This window comes from Dictyobacter kobayashii (assembly GCF_003967555.1).
GTDB classification, from domain to species: Bacteria; Chloroflexota; Ktedonobacteria; order Ktedonobacterales; family Ktedonobacteraceae; genus Dictyobacter; species Dictyobacter kobayashii.
In genome coordinates this window covers 5,455,255-5,481,558 of record NZ_BIFS01000001.1, presented here as the reverse complement: position 1 = coordinate 5,481,558, position 26,304 = coordinate 5,455,255, and the positions used below count along the sequence as shown (strand labels likewise).

General features: G+C 54.7%; 29 protein-coding genes and 2 pseudogenes. 15 read left to right on the top strand and 16 right to left on the bottom strand.

What is annotated here, in order from left to right:
• Nucleotides 1-392: 392 nt before the first annotated feature.
• A complete protein-coding gene (locus tag EL645_RS24245) occupies nucleotides 393-1,643 on the bottom strand; it encodes an ABC transporter permease (RefSeq protein ID WP_126553008.1) in 1,251 nt (416 codons plus the stop codon).
• Between the two features lie 14 nt (nucleotides 1,644-1,657).
• Nucleotides 1,658-1,834 carry a hypothetical protein gene (locus EL645_RS24240; RefSeq protein ID WP_246035457.1) on the bottom strand — a complete coding sequence of 59 codons (177 nt, stop codon included), beginning with the start codon at nucleotides 1,832-1,834 and terminating at the stop codon, nucleotides 1,658-1,660.
• Between the two features lie 130 nt (nucleotides 1,835-1,964).
• Between EL645_RS24240 and EL645_RS24235 the strand changes: the two genes are divergently transcribed.
• Nucleotides 1,965-2,246 carry a hypothetical protein gene (locus EL645_RS24235; protein WP_126553006.1) on the top strand — a complete coding sequence of 94 codons (282 nt, stop codon included), beginning with the start codon at nucleotides 1,965-1,967 and terminating at the stop codon, nucleotides 2,244-2,246.
• A 41-nt stretch (nucleotides 2,247-2,287) separates the two neighbouring features.
• Complete coding sequence (locus EL645_RS24230) at nucleotides 2,288-2,665, top strand: hypothetical protein (RefSeq protein ID WP_136625279.1); 378 nt, start codon at nucleotides 2,288-2,290, stop codon at nucleotides 2,663-2,665.
• Between the two features lie 507 nt (nucleotides 2,666-3,172).
• Here EL645_RS24230 and EL645_RS24225 read toward each other — a convergent pair.
• The 8 genes and pseudogenes from EL645_RS24225 to EL645_RS24195 all read right to left on the bottom strand — a co-directional run bounded on the left by EL645_RS24225 (nucleotide 3,173) and on the right by EL645_RS24195 (nucleotide 7,722).
• Nucleotides 3,173-3,850, bottom strand: a complete 678-nt coding sequence (locus tag EL645_RS24225; RefSeq protein WP_126553002.1) for an ABC transporter ATP-binding protein — start codon at nucleotides 3,848-3,850, stop codon at nucleotides 3,173-3,175.
• Between the two features lie 180 nt (nucleotides 3,851-4,030).
• A pseudogene (locus EL645_RS44510) lies at nucleotides 4,031-4,788 on the bottom strand (cytochrome P450).
• A gap of 26 nt (nucleotides 4,789-4,814) precedes the next feature.
• Nucleotides 4,815-5,387, bottom strand: coding sequence for a cytochrome P450 (locus EL645_RS44505; RefSeq protein WP_126552996.1), 573 nt, complete (start codon nucleotides 5,385-5,387; stop codon nucleotides 4,815-4,817).
• A 29-nt stretch (nucleotides 5,388-5,416) separates the two neighbouring features.
• Entirely contained in the window at nucleotides 5,417-5,806 is a 390-nt protein-coding gene (locus tag EL645_RS24205) for a hypothetical protein (protein ID WP_246035456.1), read from the bottom strand.
• A pseudogene (locus tag EL645_RS45700) lies at nucleotides 5,807-5,929 on the bottom strand (helix-turn-helix domain-containing protein); the annotation flags it as partial. It abuts the gene before it with no gap.
• 180 nt (nucleotides 5,930-6,109) lie between these two features.
• Complete coding sequence (locus EL645_RS24200; RefSeq protein WP_126552994.1) at nucleotides 6,110-6,367, bottom strand: hypothetical protein; 258 nt, start codon at nucleotides 6,365-6,367, stop codon at nucleotides 6,110-6,112.
• Between the two features lie 208 nt (nucleotides 6,368-6,575).
• Nucleotides 6,576-6,710 (bottom strand): hypothetical protein, encoded by a 135-nt coding sequence (locus EL645_RS44500; RefSeq protein WP_281276360.1) that lies wholly within the window; start codon nucleotides 6,708-6,710, stop codon nucleotides 6,576-6,578.
• Nucleotides 6,711-6,807: 97 nt separating this feature from the next.
• On the bottom strand, nucleotides 6,808-7,722 hold the full coding sequence (locus EL645_RS24195) for an LLM class flavin-dependent oxidoreductase (RefSeq protein WP_126552991.1): 915 nt from the start codon (nucleotides 7,720-7,722) through the stop codon (nucleotides 6,808-6,810).
• Between the two features lie 392 nt (nucleotides 7,723-8,114).
• On the opposite strand from EL645_RS24195, the gene EL645_RS24190 reads away from it, so the two are divergent.
• From EL645_RS24190 to EL645_RS24140, 12 genes are all read left to right on the top strand, one after another.
• On the top strand, nucleotides 8,115-8,792 hold the full coding sequence (locus EL645_RS24190; protein ID WP_126552989.1) for a GNAT family N-acetyltransferase: 678 nt from the start codon (nucleotides 8,115-8,117) through the stop codon (nucleotides 8,790-8,792).
• A gap of 595 nt (nucleotides 8,793-9,387) precedes the next feature.
• Nucleotides 9,388-9,930: an RNA polymerase sigma factor gene (locus EL645_RS24185; protein WP_126552987.1), complete on the top strand. Its 543-nt coding sequence runs from the start codon at nucleotides 9,388-9,390 to the stop codon at nucleotides 9,928-9,930.
• The gene (locus EL645_RS24180) at nucleotides 9,923-10,828 is read left to right on the top strand and encodes a WD40 domain-containing protein (RefSeq protein ID WP_126552985.1); all 906 of its coding nucleotides are present in this window, start codon (nucleotides 9,923-9,925) and stop codon (nucleotides 10,826-10,828) included. Before EL645_RS24185 ends, EL645_RS24180 begins: the two co-directional genes overlap by 8 nt.
• A complete protein-coding gene (locus EL645_RS24175; protein ID WP_126552983.1) occupies nucleotides 10,828-11,154 on the top strand; it encodes a WD40 repeat domain-containing protein in 327 nt (108 codons plus the stop codon). The genes EL645_RS24180 and EL645_RS24175 overlap by 1 nt, the downstream gene beginning before the upstream one ends.
• Nucleotides 11,088-11,231, top strand: coding sequence for a hypothetical protein (locus tag EL645_RS45695; RefSeq protein WP_371865757.1), 144 nt, complete (start codon nucleotides 11,088-11,090; stop codon nucleotides 11,229-11,231). Before EL645_RS24175 ends, EL645_RS45695 begins: the two co-directional genes overlap by 67 nt.
• A 174-nt stretch (nucleotides 11,232-11,405) precedes the next feature.
• Nucleotides 11,406-12,797, top strand: coding sequence for an ABC transporter substrate-binding protein (locus tag EL645_RS24170; protein ID WP_161977649.1), 1,392 nt, complete (start codon nucleotides 11,406-11,408; stop codon nucleotides 12,795-12,797).
• A gap of 196 nt (nucleotides 12,798-12,993) precedes the next feature.
• Nucleotides 12,994-13,890, top strand: a complete 897-nt coding sequence (locus EL645_RS24165) for a carbohydrate ABC transporter permease (protein ID WP_246035455.1) — start codon at nucleotides 12,994-12,996, stop codon at nucleotides 13,888-13,890.
• Complete coding sequence (locus EL645_RS24160; protein ID WP_126552977.1) at nucleotides 13,887-14,828, top strand: carbohydrate ABC transporter permease; 942 nt, start codon at nucleotides 13,887-13,889, stop codon at nucleotides 14,826-14,828. Before EL645_RS24165 ends, EL645_RS24160 begins: the two co-directional genes overlap by 4 nt.
• A gap of 249 nt (nucleotides 14,829-15,077) precedes the next feature.
• Nucleotides 15,078-17,063: an FAD-dependent oxidoreductase gene (locus EL645_RS24155; RefSeq protein ID WP_126552975.1), complete on the top strand. Its 1,986-nt coding sequence runs from the start codon at nucleotides 15,078-15,080 to the stop codon at nucleotides 17,061-17,063.
• Nucleotides 17,064-17,152: 89 nt separating this feature from the next.
• On the top strand, nucleotides 17,153-17,803 hold the full coding sequence (locus EL645_RS24150) for a hypothetical protein (protein ID WP_126552973.1): 651 nt from the start codon (nucleotides 17,153-17,155) through the stop codon (nucleotides 17,801-17,803).
• A gap of 13 nt (nucleotides 17,804-17,816) precedes the next feature.
• Entirely contained in the window at nucleotides 17,817-18,488 is a 672-nt protein-coding gene (locus EL645_RS24145) for a hypothetical protein (protein ID WP_126552971.1), read from the top strand.
• 847 nt (nucleotides 18,489-19,335) lie between these two features.
• Entirely contained in the window at nucleotides 19,336-19,719 is a 384-nt protein-coding gene (locus tag EL645_RS24140; RefSeq protein WP_126552969.1) for a methionine-R-sulfoxide reductase, read from the top strand.
• Nucleotides 19,720-19,765: 46 nt separating this feature from the next.
• Here EL645_RS24140 and EL645_RS24135 read toward each other — a convergent pair whose 3' ends face one another.
• From EL645_RS24135 to EL645_RS24110, 6 genes are all read right to left on the bottom strand, one after another.
• The gene (locus EL645_RS24135; RefSeq protein WP_126552967.1) at nucleotides 19,766-20,380 is read right to left on the bottom strand and encodes a hypothetical protein; all 615 of its coding nucleotides are present in this window, start codon (nucleotides 20,378-20,380) and stop codon (nucleotides 19,766-19,768) included.
• A gap of 65 nt (nucleotides 20,381-20,445) precedes the next feature.
• On the bottom strand, nucleotides 20,446-21,231 hold the full coding sequence (locus tag EL645_RS24130) for a glycosyltransferase family 39 protein (RefSeq protein WP_161977648.1): 786 nt from the start codon (nucleotides 21,229-21,231) through the stop codon (nucleotides 20,446-20,448).
• 314 nt (nucleotides 21,232-21,545) lie between these two features.
• The gene (gene argJ, locus EL645_RS24125; protein ID WP_126552963.1) at nucleotides 21,546-22,712 is read right to left on the bottom strand and encodes a bifunctional glutamate N-acetyltransferase/amino-acid acetyltransferase ArgJ; all 1,167 of its coding nucleotides are present in this window, start codon (nucleotides 22,710-22,712) and stop codon (nucleotides 21,546-21,548) included.
• 30 nt (nucleotides 22,713-22,742) lie between these two features.
• Nucleotides 22,743-23,453, bottom strand: coding sequence for an acetylglutamate kinase (gene argB / locus EL645_RS24120; protein ID WP_246035454.1), 711 nt, complete (start codon nucleotides 23,451-23,453; stop codon nucleotides 22,743-22,745).
• Between the two features lie 326 nt (nucleotides 23,454-23,779).
• A complete protein-coding gene (locus tag EL645_RS24115) occupies nucleotides 23,780-24,196 on the bottom strand; it encodes a YidH family protein (protein WP_126552961.1) in 417 nt (138 codons plus the stop codon).
• Between the two features lie 133 nt (nucleotides 24,197-24,329).
• The gene (locus EL645_RS24110; RefSeq protein WP_126552958.1) at nucleotides 24,330-25,661 is read right to left on the bottom strand and encodes an MFS transporter; all 1,332 of its coding nucleotides are present in this window, start codon (nucleotides 25,659-25,661) and stop codon (nucleotides 24,330-24,332) included.
• Between the two features lie 510 nt (nucleotides 25,662-26,171).
• On the opposite strand from EL645_RS24110, the gene EL645_RS44495 reads away from it, so the two are divergent.
• On the top strand, nucleotides 26,172-26,303 hold the full coding sequence (locus tag EL645_RS44495; protein WP_281276359.1) for a hypothetical protein: 132 nt from the start codon (nucleotides 26,172-26,174) through the stop codon (nucleotides 26,301-26,303).
• Nucleotide 26,304: the final 1 nt, after the last annotated feature.

Sequence of the window (26,304 nt, the reverse complement as noted above, 5' to 3'; positions counted from 1 at the left end):
ATGTATGCTCTCCTCAGCCTGCTTCTCCACAGCGCAGCAGGAAATAGACACAATCAGGGTTGAGTTCTCCGCGAGATCCTGCGCGGGACTCTACTTTATAACACCCCTCACCTTACCAAAAAATATACAAATTGATCAATTTATCAGATGAATGGAATCACAGCGACATGACGTCCGAACACGCTGCTAACATCCATCGCTTTTGAGGACACGCGGAATGCACAAGAGAACACTTTCGTCCACGTCCAACACCTCCCATCACCAGACATAAAGATATCTAGTTGATAGCGTTCGTTCGAGGGAGATGAGGACGATGTTATTGGTGAGAAAGATGCCTCTGTCAAACCAATGGAACGACATCGAGCAGACAGAGGCATAATCTACAACATCAATCAGGCGACGGCGGTTTTGGGCTGAAAGCTAAACAGACGCAGGGCGATAATGAAGCAGATGGCTCCATAGACCAGCAGTCCCAGGATATCGGGGAGCACCGCTGAAAAGCTCTTGCCGAAGAGCATGGTACCGTTCAGGCCCTCCATGGCCCAGGCGGTAATGCCAACCTTAGCCAGCTGCTGCATCCAGGTTGGCTCGGTAAAGAGAGGCCACCAGGAACCACCGATGGCCGAGGTGATCAGCGTCACCAGACTAACAATGGGATTGATCTGGCGGCGCGATTTGACCACCGACACCAGCAGAATTCCCAATCCAGTGGCGGCAAAGCTAGTAGCGATCAAGAGCAGGATAACGGCTGGCCAGGAAGGAATGTGCATCTTAAAGACGAAGTAGCCGACCACGAACAGGATGGTGAGCTGGGCCAGGGTGAGCAAAAATTGGGCCAGCAGCTTGCCGCCCAATAGGGCATATTTCTGGATCGGCGCGATCAGCAAGCGGCGGAAGGTGCCACCTTCCCGCTCCTGCAAGATCGTGGCGGCCACCGCATTCAGGCCAAAGAGCGAGAAGAAGATGGCGTATCCAGGCACCACCTGATCAAATGGGCTCACCTTCGTGGCCTGTCCCACCGTCTGGGAAACGATAGCCTGGTCGCTGGTCTGACTGGCTTTGACGACCGCGTCGCTGATGGCGGCGTCATTGATAGACTTTGGCGCGCACACGTTGCCCGGCTGGCTACACACCTGGTGAACCTGGAGCGCGGAGACATTGGCGATGCGCTGCTCCTGCACAACATTATTGACGATATTGCGCACAATGGTAACGGAGACGCTGGTAGCATTCGGCAGGGTGTAGAACTGGATCAGGTCCTTTGTTGCGCTGGCGGGCTGACTGGCGTTCAGCACGGCCTGGCTGGCACCTGTGGGAATGACGATGCCGACGTCCGCCGCGTCATTGGAGGCATTTACCCGCGCGGTAACCTGCGCAGTATCAGGATACTCACTGACCGTAATCAGCAGATCCTTTGTATTTACATTGAGCGCGCGGCTGATGGTCCGCCCGATCCCGGCATCATGATTGCTTAAAGCTACTTTAATTTTGACCTGAGAGGAGCCATCCCCAAAAAGATTGCCCAGGGCAAAACCAACCACCGTGATCAAGACCAGTGGAACCACGAGCATCAAGATCAGCGCGTTTCTATCTTTGACGACCTGCAACAGGTCTTTTTGGGCAATATACCAGAGCGTCTTCATATGTTTCTCACCTTCTAATCGCGCAATGTTTTGCCGGTTAACTGGATAAACAGCTCCTGCAAGCCGTGGGGGCGCTGCACCTGCTGCTGCTGATCGCGTAGCGCCAGCAGTTGTTCCAGTGTACCCAGGGCGATAATCTGGCCCTCGTCCATAATAGCGATGCGATCGCAGAGGCGTTCGGCCTCTTCCATATAATGTGTGGTGTAGAGGAGCGTGGTCTCTTAGGTGTAGGTTTTTTGAAAGGGAACAAGAAAAAGGACACGGTTTTCTGTTACGATAAGACCACCGTCAAAAACAAAGGCGATCGAAAGGGAGAAAACCATGTCGTATCCAGAAACAGTATGGCATTGGATCAAAGAAGTAGCAAGACGCTTTCCTCATCTGAGTTGGCCCCAAGCCAAGGTGCTGGCCTGCTACAGCCTGGGGATTGTCATAGCAGGAACCTGCGGCTTGACCCAGGTGTCCGACAGCCTGGCAGAAGTGTTGGGGCAAACGCAACCAACCGTCTTTCAACGCCTGCGGGAATGGCGCAATGAAGCGGGTGCCAAACGGGTTCTCATCGGCAGCAGGTGGACGTTTCGGCCTGCTTCGCGCCCCTCTTGACCTGGATCCTATCCTGCTGGGATCCCAGCAGCCACCGTCTGGTGCTCGTTGTCGACGCTACCAACGTGAGTGACCGTTTCGTGATCCTTTCCATCTCCGTGGTGCTGCGTAGTTGTGCCATCCCGGTCGCCTGGCACATCGTGCCAGCTGGAGTGAAAGGAGAACACAAATCGCACTGGCTGCACCTACTGGAGAGCTTGCGCGGGTCCGTTCCTGCGCAATGGGAAGTCCTGGTGATGGCAGATCGAGGGCTCTACGCTCGCTGGCTGTATCAAAAAATCGTGGCGTGTGGGTGGCATCCCTTTTTGCGTATTCGCAGCGGCAGCAAGGCCCGTCCAGCCAGCAGTCATCGGGTGGGGGACTTCCGAGAGATCAAAACGCTCGTTCCCAGCGCGGGAACCCAATGGAGTGGGACGTGATGTGCTTTTCGGATCGGCATGCTCGGCTGCGCTGTCGCTTGCTGGCGCGCTGGATGAAGGCTATGAGGAGCCCTGGTTCGTGGTGACGGATCTGCCCGTCGAAGAGGCCCAAGCTTGCTGGTACGGGCTGCGCCCTTGGATCGAATGTGGGTTCAAAGATGGGAAACGAGGGGGTGGAACTGGCAACGCTGTCGGTGTGAGATCCCTTCACGGGTGGAACGGCTCTGGTTGGCCATGGCGGTAGCGACTCTGCTCACCGTAGGGATGGGAGCCCAGCGTGAGGTGCAGGAGCAGGCGCCTTGCCTGGAACGCCTGCCTCCCACGCATATTGCTCGGCGCACGGCCAAGCCCGACCGAAAGCAGCATCAAAGGCGCAAGTTGAGTTGCTTCAATCGGGGTGTCGCTTGGCAGCGCGTATCATTTGGCGCTTACAGGAACCGTTACGCTTCTTCTTGCCCGCTGAGCCCTGGCCTCAGGGGCCTGACTTGCCGCTCGCAGAGGGCTTTTTCAACTCCTGTTGAAAAACCTACACCTAAGAGAGGAGCGTGGTCCCTGCTCGCGAATGTGCTCGATGGTGGCGAAGATGTGCTCGCGCGACTGTGGATCGACGCCGACGGTCGGCTCGTCCATCATCAGAAAGTCGGGATTATTGATCAGGCCAATCGCGATATTGATGCGGCGCTGCATGCCGCCAGAAAACGTCTCAATAGCATCCTTACGCCGGTCATAAAGTCCCACAAAATGTAATAATTGTTCGGCGCGCTGCCGACATTCTTTTTTCGATAGACCATAGATTTTGCCAAAGAATTCAAGGTTTTCCAGAGAATTTAGATCTTTATAGAGGGCGATCTCCTGTGGCACCACGCCAATGACGCGCTTCACCGCGCGCAGATGGCCGGATAGCGAGAGCCCGTTGACGCTCACATCGCCGGCCGTGGGTTTGAGGTATCCACACATCATATTAATCGTCGTGCTTTTGCCCGCCCCGTTGGGGCCCAGCAGGCCAAAGATCTCGCCCTTGCCGATGGTGAATGAAACGTCTCTTACCGCCTCATGCTTGCCAAACGTTTTCACCAGGCGCTGAACCGCCACGGCAACCTCCCGGCCATCGTCCGGAAGATGGATTGGTCCCTCTTGCTTTTCATTGATAGTAATCGATAAAGGAGATTTTATTGATTCTTGCATTAGACATGCTCCTCATAGCCAAATGTCGGCAGCTCCGACAAGCTCATGCAAAGTATAACGTACATATATAGAAGAAATAAAATCCAAAAAGGTATAGTCGCGCCTGCGGCGCGGGCTGTTTTATAAGAAGGCGAGCCAACAGTCAGCGGAGTCGCTACCTTTTTTTCATATCAGGGGCATTCATAGGGATGCGCGCTTGTGAACTATGACCTCTACTTTGCCACCCGGGCGCAGGGCGAGATTATGGGCGATGTCAGGCTCGACGCGCTGTCCAGGAACCAGTTCGAAGGTGTAACGCTGGGCGATGGCCGCGATGAGTAGCTGACCCTCCATCAGGGCGAAGTGATTGCCTATGCAGATGCGTGGACCAGCACTAAAAGGATGTAAGCCGAGCGGGGCAGCAGCTTCTCTTGCTCTGGGATGAAGCGCTCGGGTTGAAACTGCTCGGGCTCAGGGAAGGTATCTGGTCGCCGATGCAAGGTGTAGGGCGAGATCATAATGGTTGATCCCCTGGGTACTTTATAGCCATCGATGACGGTGTCGTGCAGGGCTTCACGCAAAATGCCGGGCGCAGGCGGATAGATACGCATGGTCTCTTTGAAGACCTGCAAACAATAGGCGAGCCCCGGCAGATCGGCATAAGTGGGTCGGCGTCCCTGCAACGTCTGGTCAAGCTCCTGTTGGAGCCGCTGATAGCTTTCTGGATGCGTGCAGAGCAGATACCAGGTCCAGGCCAGCGCGGCGGCGGTCGTCTCATGCCCGGCGGTAAAGAGGGTCAGGCATTCATCGATCAACTGTTGCTCGCTCATCGGCTGCCCCTCGTCGTCCCGAGCTCGTAAGAGATGCGAGAGCAGGTCGTTGAGCTCACCTGGATCGCGCCGACGCTCGGCAATCATCTGGCGCAGGCGTGCTTCAACCAGCTTTGTTGCCTGGCGCACACGCCGATTGTACGGCGTTGGGACGCTCAATGGCGGCGTAAACGGTGAAGTAAGCGTGCGTACCGCGTAAGCCAGGCCAACGTTGATCGCGGCCCCAGCTCGTCGGTTTCGCTAAGAAAATCAGTATCGAAGAGCACCTTGCCAATAATGCTCATAGTGAAGCGGATCATATAATGGTTGATATCGATGACCGCCCCATCTTCCCATTCGCCCATGATATGCTCGGCATAGCTGGTGATGGTATCGGCGTAGCTGGCGATGTGGCGCGGCTGAAAGCAAGGCGACATCAACTTGCGCTGCCTGCGGTAGAACTCCCCCTCGCTCACAAACAGGCCGTTGTTCCCGACAGCCCTGCGCATCAATCTACCCTTTGAAAAATCCTCGGCGTGCTCGACCAGAATATGCTGCGCATGCTCAGGCTTATTGAATAAAAGCATCGGAACCGGGCCGATACGAAAACCTATGACATCTCCCTGCTGCGTCAGGCGCAACAGAAAGTCAGTACGATCCTGTAAAAAATCACGATAACTGCCAAGCAAAAAATGCTCATGTGCAAAAGGAACGGCCTTCAGGTTCGAAGGTGCAGTTGATGTAACCATCCTTGATCTCTCCTTGCGTAAAGAGCACGCTACAAGAGCGCGCTCAGCATCCCATACAGGGCCTGCTCGGTCTCTTCCGCGCTCAGGCTACACTCATGGCGCAACTGATACCAGACCTGGACGCCGGTGAGGGTGTACAGCTGGGCCAGCAGGAGTTTACGCTCATCCTCAGATCTTTGCTTAAGCTGGAGCGCAAAGGCGCGCTCCAACCATTCCCGATGTGAAGCGCGGGCGATATCGATAATCGCGTGCAGGTGAGGCTGGCGCGCCTCTTGCGCGATTCCACGTAGCATACGCTCACCACCCACCTCATAGTAAACAACCAGGCCATGCGCAATCGTCGCCAGGTCACCCACCGGCGGCTCGATACGCTGCTGCATGGCACGTCGAAACGCCTCCTGACTGACACGCTGCGCCATCTGCTCCTTTGAACCGAAGCGGCGCAGAATAGTCTGAACCGTAACCCCGGCCCGCTGAGCGATCTGATCAAGCGTAATCTGATCATTCCACTGTTCATCGAACAGCTCTATACTGGCGTCAATAATACGTTGTTCTGTGAGCGCCGCGATCTCCGCCTGTACCGTCCCCGATAAGCCCGCTTTTTGCGCGGGCGCCCACCATCATTCTCATTGGTGTTAGTCATATTAAAAGCATACAACAACAATTATATTGATGTCAATATAATTAACACCAAAAAACCAATGCAACAATCGCTTGTTATATCAAAATTGTATGTAGGTCCGATTCCCATCCTGGCGCACGATGGGTTGCTTTTTGGAGGCGAGATAGATGACCAGGATACAGATGCCCATGCTCAGAAGCGAGGCAATCAGGACCATGACGAGTAGCGCATCGATAAAAGCGAAAATGGATTGGTTGGCGGGGAGCAAGAAGAGGATGACGCCAACAACTATAGTGCAGAGAAGAGAGGTCAACAGGCCACCAATGGCTATCCGACGTGCCTTGCGCCGTTGCGCCACTGCCTCATTTCCCTCGGGACAGTTTGGGCATCATCCGTGGTCGGAGGCGGTCCTGCATAGCGTCGATCCCTTTGGAAAAGTGAACGCGGACCAAATAAAAGCCGTGGCAAGGAGACAGCACAGTACAGCAGCGTCCCGAAGAGTCCACTGAGTAGCGCAAAGGGCCCGCTGCGGTTGAAGAAGTTGAGGATCACCACAATTAACATGCCTAGCATACAAGCCAGCGCAATATTAAAGGCAAGATTAAATATCCGCATGGACCTGGAACAACCAGGGTCATACGCGGCTGTGGTGGCGGCTCCATGGGAGGATCGATCTCAGTATTCAACTCGTCTGCATCCATGCCAGTTTATCCTTTTCTGTTGTATTTATGTACGTGGGGGTCTTTTATAATAGACGTGTCCCAGAGTTATTTATACAATGGGACACGAATACTTGCTCTATCGAGCGTTGAGGGCGGGTAGAACTTCATGGGTGAGCAGTTCCAGGGTGGTGAGATCTGGGAAGCCGCCAGCTGTGATCATGAAGTAGTCAAAGCCCAGGTCAATAATGGGTTTGAATTGCTCCACCAGCTGCGCGGGCGTGCCAACGAGGCCCAGTCCAAAGGGTCCGCTGTGTTTGTCGGTGAGTTCTTTGAGTTTCTGCTCATTGGACGCGCAATAACAACCGATCATAGCGGTGCGGCGCAGCGTCCTGGGGTCTCGGCCAACGGAGCGGCAGGCTTCATCGAGCTTAGCAACCTGTTCTTTGGTCTTTTCGAGATCGCTGTAGCCAGTGTTCCACCAGTCAGCATGCCGAGCGACCAGGCGCATCATGCGGGGCTGGAAGCCAGCTACCATGATGGGTGGCACCGGATCAGGTTTGGGCTGGCAGAAGGCATTGGTGACCCGGTGATACTTACCCTCAAAGGTCACGTTATCCTCGCGCCAGAGCGCCTTCATGATCTGCAGCGCCTCATCCAGTTCTTCAACACGCTGACCAGGGCCCGGGAAGGGAATATTATAGGCCTTACATTCCTCCTCCTGCCAGCCAGCACCGATACCGGCGATAAAGTTACCCTCGGTCACATATTGCAGGGTCGCGGCCATCTTTGCCAGCAAGGCCGGATTGCGAAAGAGCTGACAGAGCACGATATGGCCGATCTTTAGTCGCGGCTCCAGGGCCGCCAGATAGGTCAGGGACGTCCAACCCTCCAGAAAAGGGCGATCCCCAAACTGCAAATGGTCTGGGAACCAGACCGAATCAAAATGCCCACCGATCATGCTCAATCCCTGACGTAGAGATGCCATGAACTCCTGACGTGACTGGGTGCTACTGCCCAGCGGGGGCATCCAACCAAACTCAACACGAGCCATAAAAATTTCCTTTCTTAGCGCATATGCAACTTTTCATATTGTATGCGTATCATCATAAACAGCATACAACAAGAATAAAAAAGAATAAAAGGTCAGCATTATTGCAATGAGAAGTTTGAACCTATAGAATGAGGCATTTTCGCCCGTCTAATTGAAAAGCTTACGAGAAAGCTGGCGCAATCTTCCTCTTGCCATAAAACGTGATAAAATCAAGAAGATAAGCATATTACATGGAAGTTAGAGATAAAAAGAAAGTTGATAGATCTGCATGGATGATATCTTACAACAGCTAGATCCGGCCCAGCTATCCATTGCGATGGATGCGAATTATAAGTCTTACGCGCGTCTATTGTGTACTCAGCCCCCTCCCACTTTCATGAAGAAGATGATTTATGCTGGTTCGAGACGGGTGCACCCTTGACTTCCTCAACGGTGTTGTGCAGGCGCAACAAGATCCCGAGACCCTGGCGACCACGATTCAACGTATCAAGGCACACTTTGCCCAGCGCCAGCTGAGCTTTTGCTGGCACATTGGGCCGACCTCACACCCACACAACCTGGGTCAACTATTGAAGGCGCACGGCCTCTCATTTGATGAAACGGAGCCAGCCATGGCCCTCGACCTCCAACAAGCGACCGAAGAGGTCCCTTCATCCACGCGCCTGAACATCCAGCTAGTCACTAACCGCGAGATGGTACGCCAATGGGCCGAAGTATGGGGCTGTGGCGCGCCTCGTGAAGTCACCGACCAATTCTTCCAGGTCTACAGTGGACTTCCCCTTGGGCCAACCAGTCCTTACCAGCTCTACCTCGGCCTGCTCGACAACCAACCGGTGGCAACCTTTGGCCTCTTCCTCGCGGGAGGTGTGGCTTCGATCCGCTATGTGATTACCATCCACGAGGCACGCCGCCAGGGCATCGGGACCACCATGACCGCCTTCGCCATCCAGGAAGCGCGCCGCCTCGGCTACCGCATCGCCATCCTTACCGCCTCCCCCATGGGCTTCAGCATCTACCACCGTCTGGGCTTCCGCGCATTCAGCAACGTCTCGACATACATCATGCCATAACAAAATGTACGTGCGGGGCTTGCCCCCGCTTTATCCGTCCCTGCTCGCAAAAATACAAGAAACATGATCTGTACGTGCGGGGCTTGCCCCGCTTTATCCGTCCCTGCTCGCAAAAATACAATAATAATAATTTGCGCCAAATATAATAGCTGCAAATCGCTTTTATTGTTGATTTTTCAGGCAGATAAGTTAAAAGCGGGGGCAAGCCCCGCACGTACAGATCATGTTTCTTGTTATCTTCGAGATTGCGCATCCTTTCCAGGCGCGGGTCTCATATATATTTTATCATCCCAGCCATCTTTTATACATATCTCTATCAAATTTCATCTCCTATGGCACAAAAATGTCGAGATATTGTCTTAAATTAGAGCATTGTGATGTCTTTGTAATTGAATGCGAATATAAAGATACATGGGAGATATACACAGGACAATATCCCTGGGTGGTTGCCACAAATGGGGTTGGCTGTGACTTAGCGGTATGGATACCAGACAATGCCGTCTCAAACAAGGAGTAAAGCCATGGTACAAGTGACTGGATGGAGTTCCTCTGAGGACGATGATGAAAGAGGTAACAAGGCACCAGATCTAGAGAGGTGGGTCATACGTGCCCAGCAGGGGATGAGGAAGCCTTTAATGTCCTGTATAGATACTATAGCAATCCTATCAATCTTTATTTAAATAATATGGTGGGCAGTGACGGCACTGGGAGCGAGTTAACCCAGGAGACTTTTTCTAAGGCCTGGTTTTCTTTACAACAGCTACGCAGTCCTGTGGCCTTTAAGAGCTGGCTCTATCGAATCGCGACGCATCTGGCCTATGACTATCAGAAGCACCACCGGCATATGGCGACGGTCGCTTTTGATCGCTGCTCGGACGACTATGCGGCGATGCAGGTCGAGGGGCCAGAGGGCAGGTATGAGAACGCAGAGTTGCTCCGAGAAGCGTTGGCCCTGGTCCCGCATAAATATCGCATTTGCTTGATTTTATATTGTGTCGAGGGCTGTTCTCCACTGGAAATCGCTGAACAGCTGAATATTAAAGAAAGCTGTGTGAGTAAATACGTGAGCCGAGGCAGAAAAGCACTACTCGAAATATATATACAGTTACAGGCCAGGGGGAGAAGAAACGATGTATAAGCCACCGTGCTCCGCCTGGGAGGAAAAACTGGCACTGCGGCGTAGCGATCTCTCTGCGCAAGATCAGGTTGCATTGGATGCTCATGTGGCGGAGTGTGAAGCCTGTCGGATGCGCCAGGAGAATTATCGCCTGATGGATGACGCACTGCGCGCACTGCCCCAGGCGACGATGAAGACCTTTCCGCGTTTTTCGGTACAGTTGGAGGCTGAGGATAGAAGTATAGAGTTGCCTGCCGCTCCACCGCAACGGCGACGCTCGCAAGCAGAGCTGGCACAGCGACAGCGGCACGCCCGCAAGCGCTCCTGGCAGCGGCAGACCAACAGGGTCTTGCTAGGTACGATGCTGACCGCCTGTGTGGTTATCATGGTAGGCCTGTTTGGGCTGTTACATATGATTACCAGTAATCATACCTCGGGGACAGCCCTGCTCACCTTTCATAAGCAAAATGATTATGTGAGCGCCATAGCCTGGTCGCCTGATGGCCGTTACGTGGCAACGGGAAGCTGGAACCATAGCGTAATGGTCTGGGATGCGCGCACCGGTGAGGTAATCACGACCTATAACGGCCATAGTGAACCGGTTGATAGCGTGGCCTGGTCGCCCAATGGCCAGTTCATCGCCTCCGGCAGCTGGGACCACACCGTCCAGGTCTGGCAGGCCTTCACGGGCCGGCTCATCCATACATACACGGGCCACTCCTCAGAGATTAGCAGTGTGGCCTGGTCGCCCGATGGGCAGCGCATCGCCTCCGGCAGTTGGGACCATACCGTCCAGATCTGGCAGGCCTTCACGGGCCGCCCGCTACTGGTCTATACGGGACACCAGGAATTTGTCGATACGGTGGCCTGGTCGCCTGATGGCCAGGAGATCGCTTCCGGGGGCGGGATAGCAAGGTGATGATCTGGAGCGCCACGACTGGCATGACCCGGCTCATCTATACCTATTCGGTTAGTGATCCAGTGGATGCGCTGGCCTGGTCGCCTGATGGTAAGGAGATCGCCATCAGCGGGCGCGCAACCGATGTTCAGGTCTGGAACACACACAGCAGCAAGCTGCTGCTGGTCTATCATGGACATAGTCAGGATGTGGATGCGCTGGCCTGGTCGCCCAATGGCAAATACATCGCCTCGGGCAGCTGGGATAATACAGTACAAATCTGGGATGCAAAAACTGGCACAAATTCATTTACGTATGGGGACATACCGATCTTGTCGATGCCCTGACCTGGTCACCCGATGGCAAGAAAGTCGCTTCTGCCAGCTGGGATCGGACCGCGCAGATCTGGGCGATAGGGCCATAGACACAGGAGTAAGATAGGGCCGTTCGTCCAATCCACAGCGTTGGAGTTCCTCTGGAAGTGCGGCCCGTTGGCCAGGCGTTTCTGTAGCAATAATCATTTATCTATACAAAACAATGATTCTTATTCTTCCCACAGACGTTTTGTGCTGCACCAAATATGCAAGGAGGGTTAGTTATGCCCATTTTCGATCGTCGCCAGCGGCACCATCTGGATCAACTCGTTGAGGATTTTGTGATTACACGTATTCCACGCCGCGAATTCCTGTGCAGGGCCATGGCGGCTGGCCTGAGCATCAGTGCCGCCACGACCCTGCTGGCAGCCTGCGAGGACAATCCTGGTCCACAGAGAAACGGCTCGACGAAGGTCCAATCGATCGATGTCCTGACCGAGTGGAGCGGTGAAGAACTGGATTCATTTAATATGATCAATGCGGTCTTTACCAAAAAGACCGGCATCAAGGTCAATGTGGAGACGACGCGTGACCTGCTGGCGGTGCTGACCACGCGCCTGCGCGGCAATAATCCACCGGATGTGAGCGGCATGCCCAGCGTGTCCCACTTCCACGAGCTGGCAGCCCAGAATAAGCTGGTCCGGTTGGATACATTCTTCAATATGCAACAGTATCAGAAGAATTATGCGCAAGCGTGGATCGATTATTCCTCTGACAATGGCAAGGTCTATGCAGTCTTGCCCAAGGCCAATACCAAGGGCACCATCTGGTATAATCCTCAGGCTTTCCATGAGGTGGGGGTCAGCGTCCCCCAGACCTGGGATGAATTGCTGGCGCTCTCCGATAAACTGGCCCGCCAGGGCAAATATCCCTGGTCGCTAGGCGTAGAAAGCGGGGCCACCAGCGGCTGGCCAGCCGCCGACTGGATCGCTGAGATCTATCTTAATAAATACGGCCCGGATCTCTATGATCAGTGGGTGGCGCATAAGATTCCCTGGACCGATGCCAGTATTAAGGATGCCTTTCGGACCTTCGGGCAGATCGCACTGGGCAAACATTATGTCAATGGAGGAGCCCAGGCCATCCTGGCGACCAATTTCCAGGATGCCTCCTACCTGCCGTTCGAGAAGCCGGCGAAGGCTTACATGTATTATCTGGGTGACTTTGCGGCGGGCTTTATCAAAAATCAATTTAAAACTATTAAAAGTGGACAGGATTTTAGCTTCTTCCCCTTTCCTTCGATCAACCCACAATATAAGGGATCGGTGATTGGTGGGGCTGACCTGTTGACCGCCTTTAAGGATAATGATGGCTCACGCCAGTTTATGGAGTTTATGACGACGGCGGAGGCTCAGAGCATCTGGGTGAAACGCGGCGGGGCTACCTCGGTCAATTCAGCCGTTGAGAAGAGCGTCTATCCCGATGCGGTCGCCTGGGCGACTGCCCAGCAAATGACGAAAGCCACGGCGTTCCGCGTCAGTGCCGATGACCTGATCCCGCAGACCGTACAATACGCCTTCTGGAAGGGGACGCTGACCTATATCAGCGATCCAGGCCAGCTGGATAGTGTGCTCAACACCATCGAGAGTCAGGCTCAGCTGGCATACCAGGCGTAAGTCCTCTGGAAGAGCCTTACAGAGTGCGTCAGACTCCCATCGCCCTGGGAAGCGGCGGACAGGCAAATGCGCGCCCACACCTTTTTGATGCTCTGGTGCAAAAGTGTACATAGAGCAAACTTTGCACCAGAGCATCAAAAATCCCGAATGCAGCAGAGCCTGTGCGCGAGGGCCTAAAAAGATAGAGATGATGATCATGCACGCAAAGAAACATGTTGCAGCAAGAAGGTACCGTGGCCTCTGGCGCGGCTGGCTATGGATCGGGCCTGCCGTATTACTGGAAGTAATCTTTTTTATTTATCCATTGCTCAATACATTGGTTATGAGTTTTCAAAACGCCGATGAAACCAATTTTGTGGGTCTGAAAAATTATCAGATGATTTTTACCAATGCAGCAATGCTAGAGGTGCTAAAAAATAATCTGTTCTGGCTACTGTTTGGCACTGTTCTGACGGTGGGGCTGGGGCTGCTGGTAGCGGTGCTGGTGGATCAGCTCAAGGTCGAGAGCCTGGTGAAGTCGGCCCTCTTTGTGCCGATGGCGATCTCTTTTGTTGGCGCGGGCATCATCTGGCGACTGGTCTACATCTATCAACCAGCCGGCGATACCCAGATCGGCTTACTCAATGCGCTGCTGGCGCTCTTGAAGTTGCCGCCGCAGGCCTGGTTGATCAACCCAAACTTCAACAACTATGCCATGCTACTGGTCTATGTCTGGATGTGGACCGGTTTCTGTATGGTCATCCTCTCGGCGGGCTTGAAGAATATTCCTGATGACATTGTTGACGCGGCCAGGATTGATGGGGCGAATCGACTGAGGATGTTCTGGCATATCACCGTTCCGCTGCTACGGCCGACGTTGGCGGTCGTGAGCACGACCATGATCATCAATATCCTCAAAATCTTTGATATCGTCTACGTCATGACCGGCGGCAACTATCGGACCGATGTGGTAGCGCTGGAATTCTACAACCAGCTCTTCACATTTAATAATTATGGTCTGGCCAGTGCACTGGCAATATTGCTTTTTTTCACCATCGCGCCCATTATGTATATCAATATCCGCCGTCTACGTGCTGAGGAGAGTTTACGATGAGTAATATTTCTGGACAATTACCAGCCAGCGAGACATTGAACGACCAGCCAGCAAAGCGTGCGGGACGTCAAAGGAGACGTAGCGTGCAGAGGCGCTCATTGCAACAGATATTCAGCCAGAGCGTGATTAGCGCCATCGCGATCTGCATCGGACTCTTCTGGTCGGTGCCGACCTTTGGACTCTTTGTCAGCTCGCTGCGACCGCCGGAACTGATCTCAACGACCGGTTGGTGGACTGGCCTGACGCTGCCCTGGAACTTTACGCTGCAAAACTATCAGCAGGTCCTGCAGGCCCAGGGATTTGGGCAAGCCTTCCTCAACAGCCTGATCATCGCCATCCCGGGCACCATCTTTCCCCTGCTTATCGGCTCCTGGGCCGCCTATGCCTTCGCCTGGATGCGCTTCCCGGGTCGCGACCTGCTCTTCTTCAGCATCGTTGCCCTGCTGGTGGTCCCGCTGCAGATCGCCCTGGTCCCTATCCTTTCGCTGTTTACCGCCATCGGCCTCACCGGCCAGTATACCGCCATCTGGCTGGCCCATACCGCCTTCGGCCTCCCCTTTTCCATCTTCCTGCTGCGCAACTTTTTCGCCTCGCTACCCTCAGACCTGCTGGAATCGGCCCACATCGATGGCGCCTCCCACCTGCGCATCTTCTGGAACATTATCCTCCCGCTGGCGCTACCCGCCCTGGCCTCGCTAGCCATCTTCCAATTCATGTGGGTCTGGAACGACCTGCTGGTCGCCCTGATCTTCCTGGGAGGCAATCCCCAGCACGCGCCCATGACCCTGACCATCGCCAACCTCGTCGGCTCCTATGGCACCGACTACCAGGTCCTGACCGCCGCCGCCTTCATCTCAATGGCCCTGCCCCTCCTGATCTTCTTCTCGCTGCAACGCTACTTCGTACGTGGCATCCTCGCCGGCTCCCTCAAAGGTTAAAACATGTATGAATTATTATGATTTGCGGAAATGCCGCGGAGCAGCATTTCCGCAAATCATAATAATTCATAACCAGACTGGGGAAGATCCATTGTGACGAATCTGTAACTATTACATGCTTTTTTTGTGATGCGTTTGAGATACGAGAGGTTTAAGCTTCATCCATGTGATCATACATTGATATACACTTCTTGCCACCGCCAGCAGTCCGTTGAGGATGAGACGCGATGATGCAAAGAGGAGGTGAGCATGGCCTATCGTTTTCATGTTAATAATCAAACGTGTATTAATTGCGGCATTTGCATGGACCTATGTCCGGTACGCTGTCTGGATATGACACGACCATCGGGCACTGGTGAGCCGGGAAAAGTGGATGAGTTGCTGAGTCCAATTCCTGGGGAGTCGGCCACGCGGGCCTGGATGATGTTGGCACCGGTGCAGGTATCTGCCTGTGTAGGATGCCAGGTATGTGTCCAGGAGTGTCCAACCAATGCCATTAAGATTGAGAGCAGTATTAAGGAGGTCGCATACGCCCAGCGGGGTCCACTCACATATTTGCCACCAGAGCAGGGCTGGCAGCCACTGGACGCCTATACACACGCTACGCCAGAGGAGCCTGGCGATACTCCCTGGGGCGAGGGGCGCGCCTGGCATGTAGCCGAGCGGCAGTCTACCTGGCAGAGCTGGCGCAGCTGGTTAGGTGAGCGCAAAGAGGATCTGCGCGCCCCCTGTCAGGCGGCATGTCCGGTCGGCACTAACGCTGGCCTGTACGTCAGCTTGATCGCCGAAGGACGCTATGAGGAGGCGCTACGCGTGGCCTCAGAGCCTAATCCCTTCCCGGCTATCTGCGGTCGCGTGTGCACGGCTCCCTGCGAAGATGCCTGCCGACGCGGTGAATTCGATCTGCCGATCGCTATTCGTGATCTGAAGCGCTTCGCCAGCGATCACACAGCAGCCAACCATAAACGAGTCATTCCTCCGCCCGCTCAACACTATGCGGAGCGCGTGGCCATCGTCGGCGCGGGTCCAACCGGACTGAGTGCCGCCTACTACCTGGCTCGCCGTGGTTACGCTGTAACGATCTTTGATGCCATGCCGGTGGCCGGTGGCATGATGGCCATTGGTATCCCTGAATATCGTCTGCCGCGCGCCGAACTGAATCGGGATATCGACGCCATCCGTGCGCTGGGAGTGGAGATGCACTTCAATATGGCCATCGGACGCGACATCTCCCTCTTACAGCTACAACAAGAATTTGACTCCGTCTTGCTGGCCGTCGGGGCACAGCGCAGCCAGCGCCTGAATATTCCCGGTGAACAGGCTCTAACGGGCGTGATCCCGGCTACGACATTCCTTAAAGATTACAACCTGGATGACAGCACAAAGCTCAGTGGAACGGTGGCGGTCATCGGAGGTGGTAGTACGGCGCTGGATGCGGCCCGCTCAGCCTTGCGTGCCGGTGCAGAACGCGTAACCATCCTCTATCGTCGGACCCAACTTGAGATGCCTGCCCAGATCGAAGAGGTGCGGGCCGCCCATGAGGAAGGTATCGAGCTGCAGGAGCTGGTCGCTCCGGTCCAGTTGCTGGGCGAAGCCGGCAAATTAACAGGCGTACGTTGCCAGCGCATGCGGCTCACTGAGCCCGATGCCCAGGGACGCCGCCGACCTGAGCCTGTACTGGGAACCGAGTTCGATATAGCGGTGGATACCGTGCTGGTAGCCATTGGCGAGGCACCCGATCCTTCATTCTTACCCGATGGGACCAGCGTGGGCGTGACCACCTGGGGTGGACTGATGATTAATCCGGTTACGTTAGCGACGGGGGCACTCGGCGTCTTCGCGGCTGGCGATGTCACCTCAGGTCCAACCGATATTATTCATGCCGCCGCCCATGGACGTAAAGCTGCCCGCTCGATCCATGCCTATCTGCGCAAACTCTCTCCCACGGCAATCGCTGAACTGCCTGCGGACGAGTTCCAGACACCATCGACCCTGCCACTAGATGGCCAGATTACTTTGGACCTGCGTCCAAGCCCACGGGTGATTATGCCGCTACGCAATAAACAGGCGGCCCACGATCGTACGCTTGAGTTCGCCAAAGGCTTTACGGAGGGCCAGGCCCGCCATGAGGCCGGACGCTGCCTGCGCTGCGACGTCGCCTATCTATGTCCAACCATTCATGTCATTAATCCTCCCGTTGGGGAGAAAGTGGTCAGCACGCTGGCCGAAAAATAATTATTCGAGCTGTTTGGGCGCTTGCTCAAACAGCTAGCTGAAAAGGGATATCTTGTGTCGATGCCTTTTTTCAAGGAGGAAAAGTTTCGATGACTCCCGATCAATTAACTACCGCCATTGTCAACGGCGTTAACGCGGGTGGTGAGCAGTTCCTTGAAGGAACTCTGGCCGCTACCTTGCCAATTATCTGGCTCGCCATCCTCGGTCTACACCTGGGGCGGCCCTATATCCTGGATATGATTGACCGCTTCACCCTGCGCCTGGGAGCAGATCTGCTCTGGCTCATCTATATTGCCTTACGTGACATATTGATTATCTCCGGCGTCATTATGAGCTTTATGTTTCTCTTCCCGGATGTTGTCACAACCGATCAGCTACCCCTCACGGGCGGACTGGCGGCGGCCTGTCTCTTCGCGGCCCTACTGATCAAACTCATGGGAGATCCGGACCACTACATTCGCGATTTCCGGCTGACCACCTACCTGCTCGGCCTGGGTGCGATCTTCTACTTTGTCCCTTATGTGATCGGTGTACAGGCCAACGCCGTTAGCACTGGCCCCTTGCTCAACATCAGCCAATTCCTGGTTACCAGCAGCAATCCCAACTGGGCAGTTGGTCTGGGCTACGTAACCATTGTCTTGCTGGCCATCATGGGTGCGATAGCGGCCATCTATACATTAAGGACAGGCGGACGAGCGGAAATTGTTTCAGAGACGCAGGACTCGCTAGCAAAGAAGTAAAGGGAGTGTTCCAATGAAACCTGAAGATGTCACAAATGCGATTACGAATGCTCTGGTGCAGGGCGGATCCCTGTGGCTCGTGGCCACCATCGTCGCCTTCCTGCCCGTGCTGTGGACAATGACCCTGATGTTGCACCTGGGACGCCCCTATGTGCTACGCACGCTGCGCCGCTGTGGATTGCGGCTGGGCGCCGATGTCTGGTGGATGTCCTATCTGCTGATGCGCGATGCGGTCCTGTTAATAACCTTCGCGCTGAGCTGGGTCTTCTTTGCCCCTAACCTGGTCGTCAATAACACGCTACCCATCACCGGACCACTGGCCGCGCTCTGTCTGTTGCTGGCCCTGGCCGTCAAGCTCTCGCGCCGCGTTGACGACGACGTAACCGCCTATCGCTGGGCGACCGCCTTCCTGGTCCTGGGAGCTACCCTCTACTATGGCGTCCAGGTCTTCGCTATCGAGGCAAACAGCCAGACGTACCTGGCAGGCTTTGGACAGATCTTTACCAGCAGCAGCAATCCAGTTGTCGCCCTGGTTATTATGTGGATCTCACTGGCGGGAGTTGCCGTGATCGCCGGCTGGCTCTTTGTGCGGGCCCTCCAATCGGCCAATCGCACGATGGCTCGTCGCCTTGCCACAAGCAGCAAACCCCAATCCGTTGCGGAACCGACCCCGGTCGCTCCGTAACCTCGCTGAGTCCCGCTGCCCGCCGACGTCGATGGGTAGCGGGACTCTTTATGTCCTCCACCTGCAAGCACTTCTGCCTATCCTACTACGGAAAAGATCCTTCAATTTCAGGCAGGGCTTTTTTTATGTTCGTCCAGAGATCGTTAAGATCGACATTCTTTCCTGTGTGGAGTGTGGTGGGCGGCCGCACAATACCGTTGAGAGAAGAAAAGCTCAAACATGGTGATTGCCATCGGACGACAAGCTCCCTCCCTTTCATTGAGCATCCAGGCAACAAGAAAGACGATGTCATAGGTTCGGGCCTCAGCGCCCGATTGCCGCCCCGGTAGGGCGGCCCGGTCTCCTAGCACTCAAGCACCTCGTGGTATTTGCCCTTCCTTTACGCGGTGCCCAAACACGAATCATGCGTTTGGGCACCGCGTGGGTCGAAGGATCGGTGACAAGAGACGCGGTGCCCAAACACGAATCATGCGTTTGGGCACCGCGTGGGTCGAGGGATCGGTGACAAGAGACCGAGCGGCGAGGAGACCGGGCCCCACTACCGGTGGGGCAATCGGGCGCTGAGGCCCGAACCTATGACATCGTCCTTCTTGTCGCTTTTTCGTACAGGAAGGGAAAAGGAGGAGCAGGCTCCCATCCCATGTTTGAGCTCAAATTCTTTGTATCTCAACGACATTGGGCGGCCGCAGCCGCCACCACACACACTCCACACGCCCAACCCGGCGCCGCAGGCGCCAAAGAGAAACATGAATTCAGGGAACCAATCTTGACGGTGAATTGTTATATAGATTACCATGGCTTAGAGATGTCTTTTAGAGCTACAATATATACCATTAAGGGGATAGAGATGAACAAATTAACACCTCAGGAAGAGCGCGTAATTCTGCACAAGGGGACCGAGGCCCCATTCAGAAATGAGTATGATGAGTTTTTTGCGGACGGAACATTCATCTGCCGCCGTTGTAATGCTCCCCTCTTTTCTTCGGAGAGCAAGTTTAATAGTGGCTGTGGTTGGCCAGCGTTTGATGAGAATTATCCCAATGCGGTACGGCGCGAGACCGATGCCGATGGCCGCAGGACCGAGATTCTCTGCGCCAACTGCGGGGGCCATCTGGGCCATGTCTTCCTTGGCGAGCGCCTGACCAACAAGAATACACGCCACTGCGTCAACTCTTTGTCGATTCGCTTTATACCTGAGGGCAAGGAGATACCTCCCACCCTCCACGAATAATCTAAACATATAGAATACAGGCCTTTGAAAGCAACAGGAACCACGATCATGGTTCCTGTTGCTTTTTCATGCGGCGAGGCTTGGAGCGAGCGAGCAGGGGCGCTGGGATGCCGAGGATGGTGCCCCAGACGATGAGGAGGAGCAGGGGATCAAAGACGACGTGGACGCGCATCAGGTCGCTCAGGAAGTAGCCTCCCAGGGTGGTGAGGAGCAGGGCAAAGCTGACGGTCAGTACGAGCAGGGCCATGAGCTGTACGCTCCATTGAGGGCGGGTGCGTGGCCAGCATAGCAGACCGAGCCAGAGGAGCGCGCAATAGGGGAAGAGGGCGTTGCTGCTGTACAGCAGCCGGTCGAAGGAGAGGAGCACATTCACGCTCTGTTCGGTCCAACCGTGTTGGGGCCCACCAGGCGGGGGCGGCAAGGTGCTGACCGGATAGTAGCTGGTCAGCGATGCAAAGAGCATGGGGACGGTTTTGAGGCCAAATTCGAGGGGATGGCGCAGGATGATGGCGCGTGAGAAATCTCCAAGGACGCGGGCGTTGTCGCGGCCAAGCTCTGGATGCCGAGTCACCAATTGATAGGGTGTCAGGTGGGCAGACCTCACATTGTCGTCGATCACACGGCGCACCTGCTCATACTGCGGCGGGACCTCATTCTGCATCTGATACTGCATCACCTTCCCTACCAGGTTCATATTCTCTACATATGTTAAACCGAGATAGTGATTTATAATGTAGTTGCCAGCCACATAGGCCCCAGCAGCGTATAGAGCAGCGCCAGCGAGAGCATGGCTCGCATCAGTATGGGGCGCAGTTGACCACGCCGGTAGTGCATCCATAGGAGATAAGCATAGAGCAGCACGGGGAAAGCGGCCCACTCTGGCCGCGTAAAAAACAGCAGCCCCAGGCACAGGGCTAACCACTTGAAGAGGCGTCCATCCCCGCTCTGCAGCAACCTCAGCGCCAGCAGCAGGCTGGTCATCAACAACCAGAGGGAGAGCCCTTCGGTCATCAGTAATTTACTATAAGAAATCAGAATGACGTTGGTTGCTAGCAACAGGCTAAGCACGAAGGCCAACCAGGCGCGCCCAAAAATCAGGTAGGCCAGCAGATAACATTCGAGGGTAGCCAGGATATAGAGGATGCCTTGTACGATGCTAACGGCCAGCAGATTGTTGGGACCGGCCAGCAGGGTGATCAATAAGATAAATAGTGGATAGGTAGGCAGGCGGAAGACGTTGATGGGGTTGCCCGTCGTGCGCAACTGGCGCACAAATTCCATATATCCTGGAGTATCGGCCGTCAACTCAGCGTAGGGATGGTAGAGATAATAGATACAAACGGTCAGTGTAGTAATGATCAAGACCAGGGTCCCCGGCAATAGAACATCCTTGTTCCATCCAGGCCCTCCTGCTAGCTGCCAGCGCAAACGTTGTTGAGCCGTAGCGCCACCGGAAGCGCCTGTCTCCGATTCTGCAGTTACATCATCAACCAGACGAAAATCCTTCTTCAAACTGGTTCTTCCTCCCTGATTATAGGCACGCATCTCTTCCCACTCGCAGTGCAGCAAGGTCTCCTACCTCTCAAGCACACAAATAAACGTCCGCGCCACCCTGAAATATATTCAGCGCTTAAAATAGTTTTTTCTCTATTAAATCAATAACAACAAGATACCATGAGTGCCGCGATGGAAGCAAGAGCAATCATTTATCAGGGTTTTCAGCATCACGAGCAGCCCCCTCCACAAGCAAAAGCCGCAAAAAACACGAAAACCGTAGGCGCGAACACTGATGGTCGCGCCTACGGTTTTCGTGTTTTTTTTATTATTTAAGAGGTGTAGGTGCCGTTGATTTTGACGTAGTCGTAGGTGAGGTCGCAGCCCCAGACGCGGGCCTGTTCTTCTCCGAGTCCGAGGGAGACGTGGATGGCGATTTCGTCGTGGTCGAGATAGTTTTTTAGTGCAGATAGATGCCCTTCATCCACAGCAAGACCTCGATGATAGACAGGAATACAACCAAAGGCAATATCAATCTTTTCTGGTACAATTGTGTCTTGTTCATAGCATTTCCCGATGGCCATGGCGATACGGCCCCAGTTGGGGTCTGAGCCGAAGATGGCAGTTTTGACGAGTGGAGAGTTGACGATGGATTTGGCGACCCGTTTGGCTTGCTGGGCGTTGAGGGCGTGTTCGACGGTGACCTCGATTAGTTTGGAGGCCCCTTCTCCGTCGCGGGCCAGTTCACGGGCGAGGCGTAGGCACATGTCCTGTAATGCCTGGCGGAAGTCGGCCAGGTTGACCTCGCCAGCCAGGCCGTTGGCCATGATGGCTACGGTGTCGCTGGTACTGGTGTCGCTATCGACGCTCACCATGTTAAAGCTGGGCTCAACGGCTTCCTTGAGGCAGACACGCAGCTGCTCGGGATCGACACTGGCATCGGTCAGGAAGTATGCCAGCATGGTGGCCATGTTGGGCTCAATCATGCCTACGCCCTTGGCGATGCCAACCAGCGTCGCGTTACCGATGCGGCAGCAGTGCATTTTGGGATAGGTATCGGTGGTCATGATGGCCCGGGCGGCCTGCTCCAGGTGTCCATACTGTAGTTGTTGCCCGCTGCCAGCGATCCCCTGGCGCAACTTCTCCATCGGCAACTGGCGACCAATGACGCCGGTCGAGGAGGGCAGTACGTCCTCAGACTCGATATTGAGCTCTTCGGCCACCAGCCCGACAAGCTCACGAACATTGGCCAGACCCTCTTCGCCGGTGGCGACGTTGGCATTCTTGCTATTGATGACAAATGCCTGCAGGCGTCCGTTGCTGACATGCTCACGCCCAACCGTGATGGCGGGGCCACAGAAACGGTTCTGGGTAAACATCGCGGCCGCAGCAGCGGGCACGTCCGAAGCAATCACAGTAAAATCCAGGGTAGTATCTTTAATACCAACATTTTTGGCGCAGCAGCGAAAACCTTTGGGCTGCATACTTAAGATGCGCATGCTCTTTCCTTCTCGGGCAGTATGCTCGCACTAGCGGATAAATTGAGTTCCAACGGTCTGGCTTTCCAGCATTTCATACAGCAACACATGGGCCATACGCCCATCGACGATATGCACACACGGCACATCCTGCAAAGCCTCCAGGCAGGCATTGACCTTGGGGAGCATGCCGCCAGAGATCACCCCATGCTCGATCAGTTCGTGGGCCAACTGTTCGTTGAGCTCAGGAATCAGCGAGCCATCAGGCTGGCAGATGCCGCGCACATTGCTCAAGAAGATCAAACGGTCCGCTCTCAAGGCGCCCGCGATATGGGAAGCAGCAACATCGGCATTTATATTGAGGCACTGGCCATTTTCGTCCAGTCCGAGAGGCGCAATAATAGGTATATAACCATCGTCACAGATACGTTCGAGCAGGCTGGCATCCACCGTATCGACAGCCCCCACAAAACCCAGGCGCTCGTCCGCAATATGGGCGTGTATCATATGGTCATCCATGCCAGACAGACCAACCGCGCGTCCGCCAAGTTGTTCCGTCATCGCAACAAGCTCCTGATTGATCTGTCCACACAGAACCATGCGCACCACATTCAACGTCTGCGCATCGGTCACGCGCAATCCCTGTTCAAAATGCACCGGGATATTGAACTTCGTCAACCACTCGTTGATCGAGGGACCACCGCCATGAACCAGCACCACCTTAATGCCACAGGCATGCAACCAGACAATATCCTGCAACACCACCCGCTCCGACTCCAGCGTGCTCCCCCCAACTTGACCACAAACAACTTATTCTTCATCGTCGCCGCCAACTGCTGCGGCTCACTTACCATACTCATCAGTGAAAGAGACTCATTTTTCTCCAGGGTACTCATATCATTGGGCACAAAAAGTGCAACCATTTCAACGCCATTCCTTCTATGACGCAGAGCTTGCAAACACTATACGTCACATAATTTCAATAATTTGTCTATTTCAACGCCTCTGCCAAGAGTATAGTTCGGAATAGATCAAAAAATGGTACGAAGTTTTTTGCGAAAGCTCAAAAGTTTCTCAAGGAAGTCGGCTCAGGAGGTAAGGAAGAGGTAGATGGCAAGCAGGAGGCCGATGACGCTGGCAAAGATGGTGAGGACAACGGCTGAACCGGCCATGGGATGGAAGGCGTTCTGGTCGATGTCGCGCCGCACCCGCAGGAAGTTGCGCAGGGCGGCGATGATAGTGCCAACGCCCAGCACGGTCAGGGCCACACCAAAGAGCATGGAGTAGTGCAAGGATACCAGTGGCACAGGCTGGCTTTTGAAGCCGAGTTCGCGCAGGAAAAGACCGAAACGCGCCACCACAAAGCCAATCGTAATGGTAGCCAGACCGGTGCGAATCCAGGCCAGGAAGGTGCGCTCATTGGCGAGGTGATTGGTAACCTGCGCACTGGTCCAGCGCGACTGCTTGTCCTGTTCCCCGGTTGGTTGATCTTGTTTCTCTAACATAATCGTTATCTCAATTCACTAGCGATCCATCAATCTATAGTCAAAGGGGACATCCCCATAGCGGCTCTGTCTGTATGATACACGCTCTCCAGCACTATGAGGATGTCAGGGCACGCCTTTCCTTTAACTATAGCTATCCTTTCCGCGCCAGCCGCCACCAGGCATAGCAGCCGCTAAGCAAGATGATGAAGCCTGCACATATATAGAGGACGTTGATGGCGTTAAAAGATGCAGCATACAGGCTGATGTGGAGCGGTCGCATGAACGTGCTACTCAGGTAGCCACTCAGGAAGGTGGCGAGCATGGAGCTGACCATGATGGCGGTCCCACGGGCAGCGAAGATGCGTCCGACCAGCTTCTCGGGCGTCGCCTTTAAGATCAGTGGCCCTGCTACGACGGCTCCGTGCATGTTCGAGACGTTGGCGATGAAGAAGCCGAGCAAGGCCAGCCATGGGCTGCTCTGCCAGCCAATAAAGAGTACGCTAGCTCCTGACACCAGGACCGCATAGCTGTAGATCCTGGTTTCACCGACTTTGGAGGCATAGCGACCAACCAGCCAGGTTCCCAGGATACCACCGGCCGCTGGTATGGCACAGAATGGACCATAGAGGCTGGCCGGAACATGCAGATTCCCGGTGACTAAGAAGAGGCAGAGCGTGTTGACGATGCCCAGGCCAAAGAGCCAGCCACAATCTGCCAGTAGCAGGCTGAATAGTAGCGCATTGCCACGGATGAAGCTGAGGCCTTCCCAAAGCTCTTTGAAGAAGTGACTCTGGACTCGCTTCACCTCGTCACTCAGTCGCGGCCCACTAGCGCGGATCTGCCGAATCATGCACCAGGACCAGCCGAACGAGATGGCATTAAAGACGATGGCCCAGCCAATACCGAAGCTGGCATAGAGCACGCTGGCGATGGCCGGCCCTACCGTCCAACCGAGCATGCCGGTCCCCATGCTCAGCGCGGAGGCCCGCGTCCGCTGCTGCTCCGGCACAATTTTGCCGAGCAGGGCCATGTTAGATGGGTTAAAGAACTGGCTACAACTACTGGCGGCCGCGACGACTATATACATGAGCGCCAACTTGAGGGGCAGCGGCAACCCCGGCACAGCCAGCAATGGCACGGGGAGCGCTCCAGTGACCAGTAGCAAACAACAAACGAGCAGGGCACGCAGAGCATCCATGACCAGCATCGTCCGCTGCTTCGGCCAGCGATCCACCAGCACACCCGCAAAAGGACTCAGGAGCAGCGCGGGCAGGGCTGCGGCCAGTCCCACCCCACTCACAGCCAGGGGAGCATAGCTCTCGTTGCGCAGTAGGGTCCCGACCCACAAGACCAGCACCGTATCAAAGATGGTATCGCCGATGATGGAGACGCTCTGTCCCAGCCACAGAAACGTGTAATTGCGATTGATCAGCTGCAAACGGCGGCCATACAGCGCCCGCAGCTTTTGGTAGCGATAAAGCATAGTTATCCCTTCGTATGCGCGCTAAAACAGATTCAAAGAGGATGTATTCAGGAAATGGGGCGCGCCAAACGAAGGGGAGCAATCACACATCGCTGCACCGTATCGGATATATATCGTATATATCAGGAAGGCAAGCGAGAGGCTAATGGGAAGCAGAAACAAAGCATAATCTAGCGAGCACCAATAGCAAGTGATGCTCAAAGGTTATACGTGAAGGTAAACAGGTTGATCCCGGCCTTCGCTAGCGCGCCAGAGTAGCGGCTGCTCCGGGAGGATGGGCAATCACGCCAACAACTATTGTTGTTTGCATCAATAATGTATATTTAGACAAAGTGCCTGTCCTTATCGATGATCACTAAAATACTATTCGCAGCATAGCATAAAAGCAAGAATCCCGTCAATTCCCTCCCGCCGGTAGCAGGGCTTCGCAAAAGTCCGGGGGAGGTGAAAAAGAAGAGTCAATCCAGTAGAATGAAAAAAAAATCAAGGTCATTCGAGGAAAGACTCTGCATGGAATATAGCACACTGAAAACGGAAAGCAAGACCATTCAAGAAGTAAGCCCATCGCATCTGCGTTCGTTGTACGACATCTGTGCGCAGATCCCTGATCAGCGGGCAGCCGAGGGAAGCAATATGCGTTAGC

What these genes read in the sequence shown, in the direction of transcription:
- EL645_RS44505 (WP_126552996.1), bottom strand. Translation starts at nt 5,387, where the DNA reads ATGGTTACATCAACTGCACCTTCGAACCTGAAGGCCGTTCCTTTTGCA.
- EL645_RS24165 (WP_246035455.1), top strand. Translation starts at nt 12,994, where the DNA reads ATGCACGCAAAGAAACATGTTGCAGCAAGAAGGTACCGTGGCCTCTGG.
- EL645_RS24245 (WP_126553008.1), bottom strand. Translation starts at nt 1,643, where the DNA reads ATGAAGACGCTCTGGTATATTGCCCAAAAAGACCTGTTGCAGGTCGTC.
- EL645_RS24145 (WP_126552971.1), top strand. Translation starts at nt 17,817, where the DNA reads ATGAAACCTGAAGATGTCACAAATGCGATTACGAATGCTCTGGTGCAG.
- EL645_RS24150 (WP_126552973.1), top strand. Translation starts at nt 17,153, where the DNA reads ATGACTCCCGATCAATTAACTACCGCCATTGTCAACGGCGTTAACGCG.
- EL645_RS24160 (WP_126552977.1), top strand. Translation starts at nt 13,887, where the DNA reads ATGAGTAATATTTCTGGACAATTACCAGCCAGCGAGACATTGAACGAC.
- EL645_RS24140 (WP_126552969.1), top strand. Translation starts at nt 19,336, where the DNA reads ATGAACAAATTAACACCTCAGGAAGAGCGCGTAATTCTGCACAAGGGG.
- argJ (WP_126552963.1), bottom strand. Translation starts at nt 22,712, where the DNA reads ATGCGCATCTTAAGTATGCAGCCCAAAGGTTTTCGCTGCTGCGCCAAA.
- EL645_RS24180 (WP_126552985.1), top strand. Translation starts at nt 9,923, where the DNA reads ATGTATAAGCCACCGTGCTCCGCCTGGGAGGAAAAACTGGCACTGCGG.
- EL645_RS24110 (WP_126552958.1), bottom strand. Translation starts at nt 25,661, where the DNA reads ATGCTTTATCGCTACCAAAAGCTGCGGGCGCTGTATGGCCGCCGTTTG.
- EL645_RS44495 (WP_281276359.1), top strand. Translation starts at nt 26,172, where the DNA reads ATGGAATATAGCACACTGAAAACGGAAAGCAAGACCATTCAAGAAGTA.
- EL645_RS24240 (WP_246035457.1), bottom strand. Translation starts at nt 1,834, where the DNA reads ATGGAAGAGGCCGAACGCCTCTGCGATCGCATCGCTATTATGGACGAG.
- EL645_RS24115 (WP_126552961.1), bottom strand. Translation starts at nt 24,196, where the DNA reads ATGTTAGAGAAACAAGATCAACCAACCGGGGAACAGGACAAGCAGTCG.
- EL645_RS24205 (WP_246035456.1), bottom strand. Translation starts at nt 5,806, where the DNA reads ATGGCGCAGCGTGTCAGTCAGGAGGCGTTTCGACGTGCCATGCAGCAG.
- EL645_RS24225 (WP_126553002.1), bottom strand. Translation starts at nt 3,850, where the DNA reads ATGCAAGAATCAATAAAATCTCCTTTATCGATTACTATCAATGAAAAG.
- EL645_RS24155 (WP_126552975.1), top strand. Translation starts at nt 15,078, where the DNA reads ATGGCCTATCGTTTTCATGTTAATAATCAAACGTGTATTAATTGCGGC.
- EL645_RS24170 (WP_161977649.1), top strand. Translation starts at nt 11,406, where the DNA reads ATGCCCATTTTCGATCGTCGCCAGCGGCACCATCTGGATCAACTCGTT.
- EL645_RS24135 (WP_126552967.1), bottom strand. Translation starts at nt 20,380, where the DNA reads ATGCAGAATGAGGTCCCGCCGCAGTATGAGCAGGTGCGCCGTGTGATC.
- EL645_RS24235 (WP_126553006.1), top strand. Translation starts at nt 1,965, where the DNA reads ATGTCGTATCCAGAAACAGTATGGCATTGGATCAAAGAAGTAGCAAGA.
- EL645_RS24175 (WP_126552983.1), top strand. Translation starts at nt 10,828, where the DNA reads ATGATCTGGAGCGCCACGACTGGCATGACCCGGCTCATCTATACCTAT.
- EL645_RS24195 (WP_126552991.1), bottom strand. Translation starts at nt 7,722, where the DNA reads ATGGCTCGTGTTGAGTTTGGTTGGATGCCCCCGCTGGGCAGTAGCACC.
- EL645_RS44500 (WP_281276360.1), bottom strand. Translation starts at nt 6,710, where the DNA reads ATGGATGCAGACGAGTTGAATACTGAGATCGATCCTCCCATGGAGCCG.
- EL645_RS24190 (WP_126552989.1), top strand. Translation starts at nt 8,115, where the DNA reads ATGCTGGTTCGAGACGGGTGCACCCTTGACTTCCTCAACGGTGTTGTG.